The organism is Novipirellula artificiosorum, from assembly GCF_007860135.1.
GTDB classification, from domain to species: Bacteria; Planctomycetota; Planctomycetia; order Pirellulales; family Pirellulaceae; genus Novipirellula_A; species Novipirellula_A artificiosorum.
Genome location: NZ_SJPV01000029.1, coordinates 15,394 through 30,273 on the forward strand (window position 1 = coordinate 15,394; position 14,880 = coordinate 30,273).

The window sequence follows — 14,880 nt, forward strand, 5'->3', positions numbered from 1 at the left end:
GCAAGTGGAAACCGGTCCTATTCGGATTCCTCACGGGGAATCCAATGGGGCCAATCAGGATCTTCAAAACGTTTGAGATAGGCTCGCGTCAAGTAGTAGTAGTCGACGTCGAACAGTTTGAATTTCTCACAAGCCTCATATTGTCGTTTTGCTTTCTCCCGATCTTTCTCGATGTACAGGGCGCGCGTTCCGACCGCGAAATGCACCAAGGATTGTTTGATTCGTGAATCTCCGGCTTTCTCGAGCCCGTCCTCAAGAGCCCAGTTTCCGGAGAGCAGATTTAACGCATATTCAAGATTCCACAACAGTGATTCGCTATCTTCAAGCATTTGTTGCCAAACCCGGATTGTATCTGCCTTCTCTTGCTCTCCACATGCACAAAGCGGAGTTCTTCCCCATACCGTACGAACTGAGACGCCTTCGTAGTCTTTGATTTCATTTCGAATTGATTCGGCTGCCCGATCCAAGTCTTTTACTGTTTCGATTGTGATATAGGAAGAGAAAGGGACTCCCTCACCCCGATCGCTGTAGTCTCCGGTGAGAAGTTGGAGACCAAGAAAACAGGCGTCAAGTTGTGTGGATGTAGCGAACTCTCGCACGATTTCCATACTTCGTTCCGGCGCATCACGACGAACCAAATAGTACGCCGCCAATTCAGGAACAGAAGCGAGCGGATACTGCTCCTCCAAAATGGCTGCAGCGGCATCCGCATCTTCTAGCCATGTTCTCGACTCCGTGATTTCCGGTTTAGCAAGGTAATATGCCGTAAGGTTGGCCATTAGCTCGACCGAGTAGGTTGTTTGGAGGGGTGGTAGTCTTTTCTTGGAATCCTGAATGAGTTCAGCGGCTCTTGCTGCTTCCTCCCAGTCACTCGTGTCGATCGCTAGGTAGACTTTCGCCTTGGCCAGAAGAACTCGAGCAAGTTCCCAGTTGTGTTCATCAACCAGTGTCTGAATCTGCTCTGTCGCCGACTGAGGTTCAAAAAAGACCGATTGAACTGATTGATACAATAACTCCTCGAGTGGATTTGTCCGCTCCAAGGTGTTCAGCTGCATGATTTTTTCCTCCTTGTCTTTTGACTGATAACTCCGATCGTATGCTGCGGCAAGAATCGATCCAGCAACAACGTTGTCGGGTTCGCTCTCACAGAGTTTCTCCATCGGCTCAACGGCTGCTTCAGCGTTTCCGTTATGAACATTGTTGAGTGCTCGCAATGTCGTTTTCCATTTTTCCGATGAGCGGTCACCAATCTCGTCGATTGAATCGCAAGCCGTTTCAATGTTTCCTGCCATCGCATCAATGACTGCACGGTAGATCAGGGCGTCTTTCAGCTTGCCCTGAAGTCGTAACGCCTCGGTCAAACTAAGAGTCAATGCGACGGTTGCTCCTACCAGGATCAAACTGACGAGGAGTCCCGCAACCACGGAACTGCGATTTCGCCGCACAAATTTTGAAAGACGGTAACGTGTCGACGGCGGGCGAGCTTCGATGGCTTCACCGTCCAAGTAACGTTGTACATCGGCTGCCACCGCACTGGCGGTTTGGTAGCGGCGATCGCGTTCCTTGGCCAATGCCTTCATGATCAGCCAATCAAGATCGCCACGGAGCATCGAAAACAATCGTCCTTTTCCTGGATCGCCTTGCCCGCCCGCAACCATCCCCGCTTTCTGTGCCGTACTGACTCGCGTGCTCGGTTTCGGTGGCTCTTCCTCTCGAATGATCTTCAACACGTTGTCTAGCGCCGCCGAACGCAAACGATCCTTGTCAAAGGGCGTCATGCCGGTGAGAAGTTCATACAATAGGACTCCCAACGAATAGATGTCGCTGCGGGTGTCGATGTCGAGTTGGTTGAACTGAGCCTGCTCGGGGCTCATGTATTCAATGGTGCCGATGATCTGGCCGATTTGCGTGAACATCGTTCGCTCGGTCAGATCTTGGTTGATCGCTTTGGCGACACCGAAGTCAATCACTTTCACAGTGGGCACATCATCAAACATCGCCACCAAAATGTTGGATGGTTTCAGATCGCGATGAATGATCCCTTTTTGATGAGCGTGCTGGACGGCGCTGCAGACTTCAATGAACAGTTTCAGCCGATCATGCGGAGAAAGTTTGTGCTGTTGGCAAAACTCGATGATCGACACCCCCTTCACCAATTCCATCACAAAGTAGGGGCGGCCATCGTCAGCAGTTCCCGCCTCGAGCACTTTGGCGATATTCGGGTGATCCATCATCGCCAACGCCTGACGTTCGGCATCGAAGCGAGCCACGATTTGGCGTGAATCCATTCCGGGTTTGATCAGTTTGATCGCGACGCGCCGTTTGACTGGTTGCTTTTGCTCGGCCAGGTAGACGCTGCCCATTCCGCCTTCGCCGATCCGATCCAAAATCTTGTAGGAGCCGACGATCTTGCCGCATTCATCGAGCGGCGCCTGCGATACCACCGATTCGGTACGGTCCAACAGACTATCCGGTGCATCGGCGGCGGCGATCAAACGCTCGACTCGATTCCGAAGCTGCAAGTCATCGCCGCATTGATCGTCAACGTATTTCTCACGATCTTCCACTTGCTCAATCGACATTGCGGCAAGGAAAATCTCTTTGGTTCGGTTTGCCGAATCGCCCATGTTGTGCTCCTTTTCTTTGTATGAGTCCCATCGCTTCTAAAGAGCAGTGCGAAAATGCATTCGAATTCGTCCCAGCTTTTGGAAGAAAAAAATGGGCATCTTCAGGACCCGCTTCGTCAATACAGCCAAACGATCAGCTCCCACCGCTCGAATCCTATCGTGGTTTACGCCCCAGCCTCCATATAGTCCTTCAGCCAAGCACGCGCATAGGACCAGTGCCGGTAAGCCGTTGTTCGCGAGAAACCGAGCATTTTACCTGCTTCATCGACCGAGAAATCGGCAAAAACTCTTAACTTGACGAGTTCGGCAGCCTCCGCATCTTCGGCCGCCAATGCATCGATTGCATCATTCAGTTCCAAGATTTTCTCTGGTGCATGGGCATCCAATAGATCGCTTTCCGAGAATTCGACTCGTTCAAACTCGCCCCCATGTTTCGCCGCTTTTCGGTGCCGAGCTCGCTCTACCATGATCCGCCGCATGGCTTCGGCTGCGGCACCAAAAAAGTGACCACGTCCGCTCCAACCGTTTGATTTCTCACCTCCTGCGATTCGCAAATAGGCTTCATGAACCAATGCTGTCGCTTGTAGAGTCTGTCCTGGCTTTTCACGGGACAGGCGAACCGCTGCCAGTCTCCGCAACTCATCATAGACCAATGGCAGTAGCTCAGCAGATGCAGCGGAGTCACCCGATTCGATGCGTGAAAGGATTTGTGTGACGTCTTGCATGACAACATTGTGATGGAAATTGCTTTCGCATGCACGCCGCTGGTTCAAGAATACCGCGGCTTTCATGATTCTTGGGTGCCCTGAAACGCCAGCACCCGTGATCACCGTTGACTTCGCCGCGTAGTCCGACAGAAATGTACGCTGGCAGTTCAGGCCGCTGTATAGGCTTCGTCACGACGGAACGTGAAAGGCAATTCGGATTTTGGACAGTGGTCAATCTGCAGATGACTCCGCCAGCCAGTGTGGCCAATTGGGATCCGCGGTCATTCGTTGGTAGAAAGCGTTGCTCATTTCCCATGCGATGTTGCCGGGAATGATGCGTTCGCGACAGAGCCCGAAGTGTTTTATTGCACCCGCGCGATCTCCTTTCGCCATCATCGTCATCGCGATGGTGAAGTGAGCATTGGTTGCGGCGTATCCATTGGGAGATTTTGATAACAGCCATTCTTCACCCAATGAAGAATCTGCTAGATACGCAAGACATGCGCTGGTTGCAAAACGGTCGGGCTTCACTTCAATCGACTTCTCAGATGCCACACGGGCAACCTCGTCTATGTCACCCGCAAGGCAAAACGCGAGTAACGAAAACTTCCGGCCAACATCGTCTTGATCGTGAGCCAATTCTTTGACCGAGTGTTTTATCTTTTGTTGTCCTCCAGGTGTGCCATGAAGAAGAAAGGCGCGCGCGATAGATACGTAATTGTCATTTGCGTTTCCGGTGACCCGGTCGAATTCTCCCAGCGCGGCTTCTGTTGAGTCGAAACGGGTCAAACAGTCCACGGCGATGAACCACGAGAAGTATCCCCGACCACCTGATCTGGCTATGACCGCAGACGCCGCATCGTGCTTGCCGATCGCTCGTAACAATTGCCACTGGTTGTAGTCGAGGAAAGGGTTGGCTTCCATTTTTTCCATCGCATCCGCCACAATCCCTGCTTGCGTCAATAGCGAGTCATCAATCTCGCCGGCGTCTTCTTGCAAGCCAATCAGGTGGGAAATAGCGGCCGCTCGCCAGCCCATGACACCGGGGTTGTCGGGAATAAATCGATACAAAAACAACGCATCCTCTGCGAGTCTCGGATTCCGTCCGTCCTCCGCCTGCTCTGCGAGATCAATGCCCTGAAGCAGTAGGCCGACGGGCGAATGCTTCAAGTTCCCAGCACGGTCGAGGAGTTGATTGGAGTACTCCGGTTCAAATAGCTGCACGCTCTGAGCCATCAGCAGATGCTCAAGTTCCGTTTTAGGCTCAATTCTTGAAAGAGTCTCCACTTGTGAACTACCAGCGTCTATGTAGCCCTGCCAGAACTGTGACAACGCAAGTACGGAGCGTGCAGCGACGTGGTTGTCTTCCTGCTTCAAGACGCCATCCGCCAGACGTGATGCCTTGTCAAACTCACCATTGTGCATTGCGATCGTGGCTCGAATGACATCCAAATCTCTGAGTGGCACACCTGCGGTTGCCGCAACCTCCAGCGCTTCCTCGGCACTAGACCTGTCGTCCATCAGTGCAGCCAGCATCGCCTGTTCGTATGCGGTCGTTTGCAGTTGGCTGAGTGCGGATTCGAGTTTGCGTTTGGAGGATTCGAGTACGGCGATTCCCGCTATTAATAACATGATCGTGGCTGCGATTGCGAGCACGGTTTTCCTGTTGCGTGATACAAACTTCTGTAGCCGGTAAGCCGTCGTCGGAGGCCTCGCCTCAATCGGTTCGTTGGTCAAATACCGGTCAACGTCCTTTGCAAGAGCGCTGGCGGATTCGTATCGGCGAGTCCGATCTTTGTCGAGAGATTTCAGCACGATCCAGTCAAGATCGCCGCGCACTTGCTTGGCCAGTTCATCGGGGCTGCTGCTTCGGTGTATGGATACTGCCGTCGCGGTCTCTCCGAGTGTACTGATGCGGTTGCTGGCTCTTGGCGGTTCCTCTTCGCGAATAATGCGGCAGGCCTCGTGAAGGGCTGCTTCGTTCAGTCGCTTGGTGTCAAAGGGTGTCGTGCCGGTAAGCAATTCGTACAGCAGCACTCCCAGCCCGTAAACGTCCGTGCGAGTGTCCACGTCCAGGCCACTCAATTCTGCCTGCTCGGGACTCATGTAGGCCAGCGTCCCAATTGCCTGGTGCACTCGCGTGTAGATCGTTTTGTCGGTCAATCGCTGATTGAGCGCCTTGGCGATGCCAAAATCGATGACTTTGGGGACCGGCCTACCGTCATGCAAAGTCACCAGTACATTCGATGGCTTGATGTCGCGGTGGATGATTCCCTTTTGATGCGCGTGTTGAATCGCTTTGCAGACCTGCGTGAACAGCTCAAGTCGCTGTGTGATATCAAGTTTGGCTTCATCGCAGTACTGGGTCATGGGGACGCCCCGAATCAACTCCATTACAAAATAGGGTCGACCATTGTCCGTTGTTCCAGCATCCAGAACGCGAGCGATATTGGGGTGGTCCATCAGCGCAAGCGCCTGCCGCTCCGCCTCGAAGCGAGCCGTCACATCCCGAGTATCCATGCCCGGTTTGATGATTTTCAAGGCAACCTTGCGTCGGATCGGTTTATCTTGTTCCGCCGCCCAGACGACTCCGAAACCTCCGGAACCAAGTTCCTCGCGTAGCTTGTAGGGGCCAATGCTCTGACCAACGTGTGGGAGGCTGGAGTCGGAGTCGATCGTGGCATCGAGTTCGGGTGCCGCGTGATCCAGAAAACTGCCGGCGGCAAAATGGGCAGCGATCATTCTTTGCAGTTCCTCGATCTTCTGAGGATTTCCGCGATATGCCCTATCCAGATAGGCGGCTCGCTCCTGCTGGTCGTCAATCGTGATGGCTTCGTTAAAAATACTCTCGAGATCCGGTTGAATAGAATTCACTGGGTCAGTCTCCGTGAAAGGGTGCGTCCACAGATCAATGCGAGTTTCCAGGAAAAAGGGACTCACCAAAAATGCGAAACTTCTTTCTCATTCCTGCTCATCGCTCAGTCGCGCATACAGCCAAGCCTTGGCGAAGGCCCAATGCCTTTTCGCAGTGGCACGCGATATTCCTAGCGAATCGGCCGCTTCATCGACCGAAAAACCGGCAAAGTAGCGGAGCTTGACCAGCGTCGCCTTGTCGGGCTCGATGAGTTCAAGCTGCTGAAGAACTTCGTGGATGGCCAGTGTATCGATTGGGGATGGAAGCTCGTCGCGGCAAGCTTCGTCGAGAACGACCCGATGTCGATCCCCTCCGTGTTTCGGCCGTGCCTTCTGTCGAGCTCGCTCCACTAGAATCCGCCGCATCGCTTCGGCCGCTGCTGCGAAAAAGTGTCCCCGCCCATCCCATTTCTGTGGCGTCGTTTGGTCGACGATCCGCACGTACGCTTCGTGAACCAACGCCGTTGCCTGCAGCGTCTGGCCGGGCTTCTCGTGATTCAATTTCGCCGCCGCAAGTCTCCGCAGCTCGTCGTAGACCAACGGCAGCAGTTGATCCGCCGCCGAGGGATCGCCGTTTTCGAGTTGATGGAGAATCTGAGTGACGTCGAGCATAGGTCTTGATTTCTTGGTCGAAAATCAAAAAGAATTGACCGGCAAATCACCTCGCGTGGTAGGGCTCGCTAATCGTCCGGTAGGAACCTTGTCATTTCCCACATCTTTATTGCTGCTTTCAAATCGTGGTGTATCGCGACAAACTCATTTCACGAAGTCCGAAGGACGGCAAACAAATGACGGACGGATTTGTGTTGTCTTTCATGCCAAAGGCATTTCAGCCATGAGCCCCGGATCGCGAGAGCGCATCCGGGGTTGGAAATGCAAACCAGCCTCCGACCCCGCAGCGGGTCGCAGATCAATCCAGGCGGGCTGCGACACCTTTCGGGGTCGATGGTACCTTCGTTTTTCGTATTCCGGTGGTGCTGCTAGCGCGACCACCGGCTAATTGCCAAAAATCCCTTCGGGATAACGTTCCTGTGTTGAAATTCAAAGGCGTCAGGAACTTAATCGACGTCCCAAGGACTTCAACATCGTAGCCCAAGGTCTCGCAGCGTGCCTTGGAATTTGTTGAACCTCAACGCCAACCGAACCCTGAAAGGGTTCCACTAGAATCGCGTTGTGAAACCTCTTGGGACGTTCGATTATAACTTGCGGAACTGCCTTGCCAACACCGAGCGGGATGACTCGAAGAGGTTTTACAATGAACGGCATCGACGCCGCAAAAGGATACCAATCGGCGCTTGCGTCCTTGTACAACGCCTGCGGCGTAGGATAACGATGTCGACACCGTGGCCCCCAGGGTGCGCCGCTGCGCGTCGACCCTGGGCTTCGGAGTTTAACGGCTTCGCCGTAGTGAATTTTGGGGTGGTCTAGCATTTTCGCTGAATGCAGTGAAGGACCGTCATGAATACAAAACAATCGTTTGGGTTGTTGCCAGATGATGGGGTATTCATGTTCGATTCTCCGAATCGCAAATGACGCTATCAGGCAATCAGCCGCTAGGCAGGTATACTGCTTACGATCAAGACTGTTTTGCCTGAGTCGATCCACTTACCTCACATTCGCTGCGGTGGATTCGATCTGTGGACGCCGTGCGGTGGAATGCCTTTGTACCATTGCTTCACTCCAGGCTTGACGCGGAAACTCGACTTGTCGTTGTTTCATGCAATGGTTCAAATCGCTCAAAGCCCTCTCTTTCCGGCCTTGTGAGCGTCCGCCTCACGATGGGACGACAATGGCTCATTCGGCTTCCAAATTTGGAATCCAATATGGCCATTTTGGGTCCTTTCTTAGCCGTTCGTTGAATGCGTATCCCCAAGCGGTGGACCACCAGTCCATGCGTCCATAGTGTTCAATCTTGTCGAAATGATCCCTGGCTTTTTGGCGGTTTCCATTGGCTAATGCAACCATCCCAATGTGGTAATTCGCTGAAACCAATCGATCGCCAAATGGACCGGCGGCCTTGATGAAATTGGCCTCGGCGGAAGGCGTCGGCTCGGCAAGATATTCGAGACATCTTCGGAGCCACGTTTCAGAGATGAGGTTTGGTTTTTCCAGCGTCCGCTTTGCTTCATCACGAGCCAAATCCGGACGCCCCAACAACAGATAGACGTCGCTTGCGACCCAATGATCATCGGTGGCGTACTCTGTACATCCAAAGGTAGACTCGTAAACCGCTTTGATGGCCTTCAAACGATCTGCATCGGTTGCCGCCGTGTCAGCAAGGTAGTACATCTCCACCACGGCGGGCCAAATCGTACCGCTTTCTTCGATCTTGTCGACGTACTCCTTCAGTTCAGCCATGCGGCCTTTTGCGAACAACTCGGCGCCCCATATTTGCGTTGGGGATCGCTCCAACACAATTTTCCAAACCGTCCGCAGTGCGTCTTGATCATTCTTCAAGGCTAGTAAGCTCGTCTTCGCAACAAAGGAATCACCTTCGATGGTTTTCGTGACGGGGCCGAGGGACAGCGCAATTTCGTCAGCTTGATCCGTCCATTTCTTCGCCTGGTCGTCGAGCGACGCATCTCTGGCAAATTCAGCAGCCTGAATCAGAGCAAAAAGATACTGAGTCCGAGTCAATTCGGCCGAGGAAAGCTGATTCGCGTCTTCGAAATCGGACAGCGCGGCTTCGATTCTTTGAACAGCACCGGGGCGATCGAATTCGTCCATTACAAGCACCATCCTCGCGCGGCCTCGAAGTTGGTGCGCTGCTCCCCATAGCGGTTGGGACTTCAGAACCTCTGTGAGCATCTTATCGACAGTTTCTGGCTCAGATCGCTCCCTGACCTGGCAATAGAAGAGCTTCTCGGCAGCGGTCCGTGGCTTGACGTCGACAATCCGTCGTAATGCGTCGGATTTCTTTCCGTAGTCTCCGAGGTGATTCGTCACAATGAACGTCGCTGCCCAACCAGCAAAGCTGTTTGGATCTCGATCGGTGGCTTTCTTGAGGAATTCCAAAGCCTTCTTTGGATCATCAGAATAGAGATGGATCATGCCTTCTAACGCCAACAACAGACTCTCATCAAATCCAAACTCAGAATTCCTGGCCGTGCTTAGCGCCACCATGGCCGCCTCCGTTTCTCCAGTGAGCGCAAAGTTGAGAATCGTGCCTGTCATCACGTCACCAAGCTCGTCTGAAGTCTTTTGAAGACGGTCAGCAGTTTTTTGAAGACGGTCAGCGTTCGCGACCGACTTTCGCCAACCAATCCACAGCCCAGCCATCGAGATTGAAAGGGCAGCGAGCAACACCATGGACGTGCCCAAGAGCGTTTTATTCCGAGAGAATATCTTCCGCAACAAGTACGCATTGGAAGGCGGCCTAGCCTCAATCGCTTCGTCGTTCAGATACCGACGAACATCGGTCGCGAGTCCATTGGCGGTTTCGTAACGCCGGTTGCGATCCTTGTCGATCGCTTTCATGACAATCAATTCGACGTCACCGCGAATCAAGCGTCCAAGCGATGCCATGTCGGTTCTTCGATCCGCCGAGACGGTTTCCGCTGTCGCGCCGAGAGTGCTCAGTCGAGCTCGCGGCGTCGGTCGGTCTTCTTCCCGAATGATACGACAGACCTCATCCAACGCCGCCTGCGTAAGGCGTTTTCTGTCGAACGGAGGCTGGCCGGTTAGCAATTCATACAGAAGAACCCCTAGAGAATAGATGTCACTGCGAGTGTCGACATCGACTCCGCTTAGCTTGGCCTGCTCGGGGCTCATATACAGCGGCGTCCCCATAATCGACTGAAAGCCTGTATAAATCGTCTGGTCGGTCAATCGCGTGCTGAGAGCTTTGGCGACGCCAAAGTCAATGACCTTCGGCATGGCCTCGCCATCGATTTCGGTGACCAGAACGTTGTTTGGTTTAATATCGCGATGGATGATTCCTTTCTGATGAGCATGCTGCACGGCGTGACACACAAATGTGAACAACGCAAGGCGTTCACGAACCGTCAGCTTTTTCGCATCACAATAGTCCGTGATCGGTTGTCCTTTGATCAGTTCCATGACGAAGTAGGGACGGCCACTTTCGGTGGTACCGGCATCGTGAACTTTGGCGATATTGGGATGGTCCATCAGCGCTAACGCCTGGCGTTCTGCCTCAAATCGGGCGATCACTTCCTTGGTATCCATCCCTGGCTTGATGATTTTTAGCGCGACTTTGCGTCGGACCGGCTCGGTCTGCTCGGCCACAAACACGAGGCCAAATCCTCCTTCGCCGATTTGCTCCATCAATCGATACCTCCCGATGAGGCTGCCGGGCCCTTCGGTGATGGGCTGATGAGCCTCTGTTTCCCCTATTTGCATCGCCGGCTTTTCCAGAAAGCTGTCTGCTTCGCCGTCAGCGCGCAACAAGGATTCGATTTCGTCGCGCTTCTTTGAATCTCCGCCACAGACGTCGTCCAAATAGACGCCTCGACGCTCGGGCGGCAAGCCAGCGGCTACATTGAAAATTTCGCTTTCGTTCATCGATGTCTCCCAACTCAGATGATGATGGTCAGATGCCTTCATCAATCAATGCGCCAAATCAGGTGAGAACCCTTGTCGCATTCTTGAAGAAATGGAAACAAGCTCCTCAGGTGGGTGGCTACTCACGCGAAAGTTGGCGGTGCAACCACGCCTTGGCATATCGCCAATCGTCCTCGGCGGTGGCTTGCGCGACCCCAAGAATCTGGGCTACTTCAACCAGCGTGCATCCGACAAAGTATCGCAATTTGACCAATTCAGCCTTTCGCGGTGACTTCACCGCCAGCAATTCCAACGCCTCATGGACGGCCAGTAACTCGTCAGGATCACGGACATCGCCAGCGGCAAAGTTCGCTTCCTGAAAATCTTGCCGCTGAAACTGCCCTCCCCGTTTGACTCGTCGTTTGGATCGAACATTCTCCACCAGGATGCGCCGCATCGCCTCGGCCGCTGCTGCGAAGAAGTGCCCCCGTCCGTCCCAATGCGGCGGTTGGTCTACATCGACCAGCCGGAGATAGGCTTCGTGGACGAGCATGGTGGGCTGCACGGAATGGGCATCCCCTTCCTTGGCGAGCTTAGCTGCGGCCAGTTTGCGAAGCTCTTGGTAGACCAATGGCAGCAGCTGGTCCGCTGCCGACGGATCGCCATTTTCGATGTTGAAGAGGATCTGTGTGACGTCGGGCATATCAACTAAGATAACACTCGATCGAAACCCATCGCAACACTCGGCTAAGAAAGTGTTGCGACGCTGAGTATTGAAACGGATCTGCAACGAAAGCGACAATCGGTCGCACACCACCTTTCAGCCCCCCCTCAGACGAGAACGGTGACCTATGTCAATTACCAATGAGTTTGTTGCTATCGCAACACGATTCCAGCGAACAACGAGAGCGGGCCAAAGCCCCTCCGAGCGGAAGCTCGCTTCGCTGCGGCCGCGCCGCCCCATGACCGTTTCTCGACGAGATTTTCTTCGGACCGCTGCTGCTTCGGCGGCCATGACACCCTATTTTTGGACGAGTCATCGAGTCGTTGCCGACGATAAGAACAGTCGCTTGCGACTGGGAATGATCGGTTGCGGCGGGAAGGGGCGGGATGACTCCAAGCTGGCTTCGGAGCATGGTGATTTCGTCGCGGTTTGCGATGTGGATCGCGGGCGCGCCGAACGTTACGCAGCAAATCCCGCTCTCAATGGCGACGGACAACGCAAGCTCGATGTCTACACGGACCATCGCGAGTTGCTTGCACGTGATGATATTGATGTTGTCATCTGTGCGACTCCTGACCATTGGCACACACCGATCTACGTCGATGCACTGCTCGCGGGCAAGCACGTCTACGGAGAAAAGCCAATGACCTTGACGATCGACGAAGTGAAGGTCCTTCGCAAAGCAGTAGCGAAATCTGGCTGCACGTTGCAAGTCGGCAACCAACAGCGAAGTTGTCAGTGGTTCCGTGAAGCGATCGCTATCGCGCAGAGCGGTATCCTTGGTGACAACCTGACCGCGACTTGCTACCTGGGAAAGGGCAATTCGGGCGGTCCCTTCCAGGTCAAGCCTGTGCCCAAAGGACTCGATTGGGATCGGTGGTTAGGTCAAACACCGCTCGTCCCCTACATCTCACAGCGATGCCATGGTTCGTTTCGCTGGTGGTATGAATACTCGGGTGGCAAGCTGACCGATTGGGGCGCGCATCATCTCGACATCGCTCAGTGGGCATTGGGCGCCATCGGCACGGGGCCCGTGGAGATTGAAGGCAGTGGCGTGCATGATTCACGTGAAAACTGTTTCAATACGGCGCAGACATTCCGCGGCACCTTGAAATTCGAAAACGGCACCAGGCTGATTTTTGAGGATGGCGGCGAGAAAACCAATGGGATCTTGTTACAAGGTGATCGCGAACGGATTTTCGTCAACCGAGGAAAACTTGTCGGTAACTTGGTCAACAAGATCACGGCAGATCCGAAATGGAACAAAGAGATTCGTGACGCAGCGGGTGGCTTGTACGATGGTCCTTATGGGCTGCCAGATGTCCAACTGAACAACTATGCCAACTTCGGTGAATTCGACGCCGCCAGTTGGACCGGCGTTAAGCAGTCGCACATGGGGAATCTCTTCCATTGCATCAAGACGGGTCAAAAGCCGATCTCGGATGTCGTGACGGTCGGAAACAGCACCATCGCGTGCCATTTAGCCAACATCGGCCTCCGGCTCGAACGCAAACTCCGATGGGACCCCAATGCGGAACGTTTCATCGGAGATGACGAAGCCAACGCGATGATGAGCCGGAAACAACGGGAAGGCTACGAAATTAAGATCGCGTAAAGCAGCATCAACTGCCAAAGCAAACGCATGCCGATTTCGAGGTATCCCAACGAGCACGGCGCGATGACCCTCAAGCGTGTTGTTGTCAATGGCGGCGGCCAGGAGAAACCGGGCAGTTGTCGGGTGTACTACGACGAGGGCACACCCGAACAGAAGCGCGCCCTCGAAAGCGGGGAGGGCCCGCGTCCCGGGGTCTTCGAGTATCGACCCGAACACGCGGCCGCACATGCAGCGTGGGAAGAGGTTCTCGACCGGGGTGTCTGGCTCAAGGGTTACTGGCGCGTCGTATGGCAGAACGAGACCGTCCGGGTCGGCGCGATCGACACCGAAAATCAGACAGTCACGTTGGCCGTTCCCGTGTCACACGGGATCGGCAGTAAGTACCATCGTCCCGATGGATCAAGTGAAGAAATCTATTGGGTCATGAACTTGCTTGAAGCGGTCGATCAACCCGGTGAATGGGCCGTCGACTTCCAAGACAAGAAGCTCTTCTTCTATCCCCCTGGACCACTTACAAACGCGGACATCCTGATCTCCGACATGGAAAGCCCCATCATCGAAGTGAGAGACGCACATCACATCGAGTTCAGAAACATCACCATTGAAGGAACGCTGGGCGATGGCGTCCGTGTCGTCAACGGTAACAAAAACGCACTTCGCAGTTGCACCGTCCGCAATGTCGCCAAGTACGGTGTGGTTATTGAAGGTGGTGCGAACCATGTCGTCGAGAGTTGCGACCTCTACGCACTCGGAGCAGGCGGTGTCGGGTTGTCGGGCGGGGACGCTGGATCGGAGCCGCACGTCCCGGCGGGACATCGCGTCGAGAACTGCGATATCCACCACTTCGGATACGAAGGCGAAACGAGGTTGCGGATTCCTCATCAAGAACAAAACAAACAACCGTGTTGACATCTTCAATAACATTGCCGTGGACTGCAAAACCGGCTACTGGGTCAACGCGGGTGAAGGCTCGCAGGTTCGCAACAATATCGCGATCGCCTGCGGCAACAACCACGGAGCAGCGGATCGAAAGACGTACGAGAACGATCCCGGCTTCGTCAACCAAGCCGCGATGGACCTAGCCCTGCGGGAGGATGCGGCCGTCTACTCGGATTTCGACAGATTTGAAAAGATCCCCTTCGCCAAGATCGGTCTCTATGCCGACCCGTTCCGCACCACCGTGCCTGGATACCGCCGCGAAATGGCAGATTGGATGCCGGGGCAGGATGTGTCGCGGTATGATGTACTCGACCGAGAGTGAGGCAGGCCCCGATGTCAATTACCCCCGCGTTTGACGCTGTTTTGCGGCGATTTTAATCGTGGTAGCCACGAGCTGCACAGCCCCACTTCTATCTTCCAACAAGCTCGAAGCGCAAGCGAGTGAATCACTTCCGTCAAAACCCACTCGCTTGCGCTTCGTGCTTGTATTTGCAACGTTTCCGGTCCAAAGTGGCGCTGTCCAGCTAGTCGCCACGTCATTGAAGTCATTGGCGGCTACAAGACACCACTACGATTTTTTTCGGCGAGCGCTGCCTTACCGAGATTCCAGCTCGTTGCTAGCCCAGATGATTCGTTGGAGTGGTAGGCTTTAGCCGATTGCGGCTGGATCCTTGCTGAATCGGCTAAAGCCTACCACTCCAGCGTGCGCAGTCTGTTTTTGACTCAATGTAAGCATTCGCGGAAGTTGTGGTGAGAGCGAGTTGATCTGGCGGTGAGTGGCGGGATTCTCTATTTGGGGGTGCATGAGTGCTTCGGTTTTAGAATCTCAGTCGGTTGATGAACGTCTAAGGTCAC

The 14,880-nt window shown here is 54.1% G+C and carries 9 protein-coding genes; 3 read left to right on the forward strand and 6 right to left on the reverse strand.

What is annotated here, in order from left to right; genetic code table 11:
• Window positions 1-17 precede the first annotated feature (17 nt).
• The 6 genes from Poly41_RS32455 to Poly41_RS32485 all read right to left on the reverse strand — a co-directional run bounded on the left by Poly41_RS32455 (window position 18) and on the right by Poly41_RS32485 (window position 11,561).
• Entirely contained in the window at window positions 18-2,627 is a 2,610-nt protein-coding gene (locus Poly41_RS32455; protein WP_146531537.1) for a serine/threonine protein kinase, read from the reverse strand.
• 164 nt (window positions 2,628-2,791) lie between these two features.
• Complete coding sequence (locus tag Poly41_RS32460) at window positions 2,792-3,418, reverse strand: ECF-type sigma factor (protein WP_315853753.1); 627 nt, start codon at window positions 3,416-3,418, stop codon at window positions 2,792-2,794.
• A gap of 147 nt (window positions 3,419-3,565) precedes the next feature.
• Window positions 3,566-6,208: a serine/threonine protein kinase gene (locus Poly41_RS35320; RefSeq protein ID WP_231616128.1), complete on the reverse strand. Its 2,643-nt coding sequence runs from the start codon at window positions 6,206-6,208 to the stop codon at window positions 3,566-3,568.
• 87 nt (window positions 6,209-6,295) lie between these two features.
• A complete protein-coding gene (locus Poly41_RS32475) occupies window positions 6,296-6,859 on the reverse strand; it encodes an ECF-type sigma factor (protein WP_146531538.1) in 564 nt (187 codons plus the stop codon).
• Window positions 6,860-8,041: 1,182 nt separating this feature from the next.
• Window positions 8,042-10,768, reverse strand: a complete 2,727-nt coding sequence (locus tag Poly41_RS32480; protein ID WP_146531539.1) for a serine/threonine protein kinase — start codon at window positions 10,766-10,768, stop codon at window positions 8,042-8,044.
• Window positions 10,769-10,886: 118 nt separating this feature from the next.
• Window positions 10,887-11,561, reverse strand: a complete 675-nt coding sequence (locus tag Poly41_RS32485; protein WP_231616129.1) for a sigma-70 family RNA polymerase sigma factor — start codon at window positions 11,559-11,561, stop codon at window positions 10,887-10,889.
• 37 nt (window positions 11,562-11,598) lie between these two features.
• On the opposite strand from Poly41_RS32485, the gene Poly41_RS32490 reads away from it, so the two are divergent.
• From Poly41_RS32490 to Poly41_RS32500, 3 genes are all read left to right on the forward strand, one after another.
• Window positions 11,599-13,086: a Gfo/Idh/MocA family protein gene (locus Poly41_RS32490; protein ID WP_146531541.1), complete on the forward strand. Its 1,488-nt coding sequence runs from the start codon at window positions 11,599-11,601 to the stop codon at window positions 13,084-13,086.
• A gap of 63 nt (window positions 13,087-13,149) precedes the next feature.
• The gene (locus Poly41_RS32495; protein WP_197231947.1) at window positions 13,150-13,995 is read left to right on the forward strand and encodes a right-handed parallel beta-helix repeat-containing protein; all 846 of its coding nucleotides are present in this window, start codon (window positions 13,150-13,152) and stop codon (window positions 13,993-13,995) included.
• Between the two features lie 19 nt (window positions 13,996-14,014).
• On the forward strand, window positions 14,015-14,347 hold the full coding sequence (locus Poly41_RS32500) for a hypothetical protein (RefSeq protein ID WP_146531543.1): 333 nt from the start codon (window positions 14,015-14,017) through the stop codon (window positions 14,345-14,347).
• The last annotated feature ends 533 nt before the right edge of the window (window positions 14,348-14,880 follow it).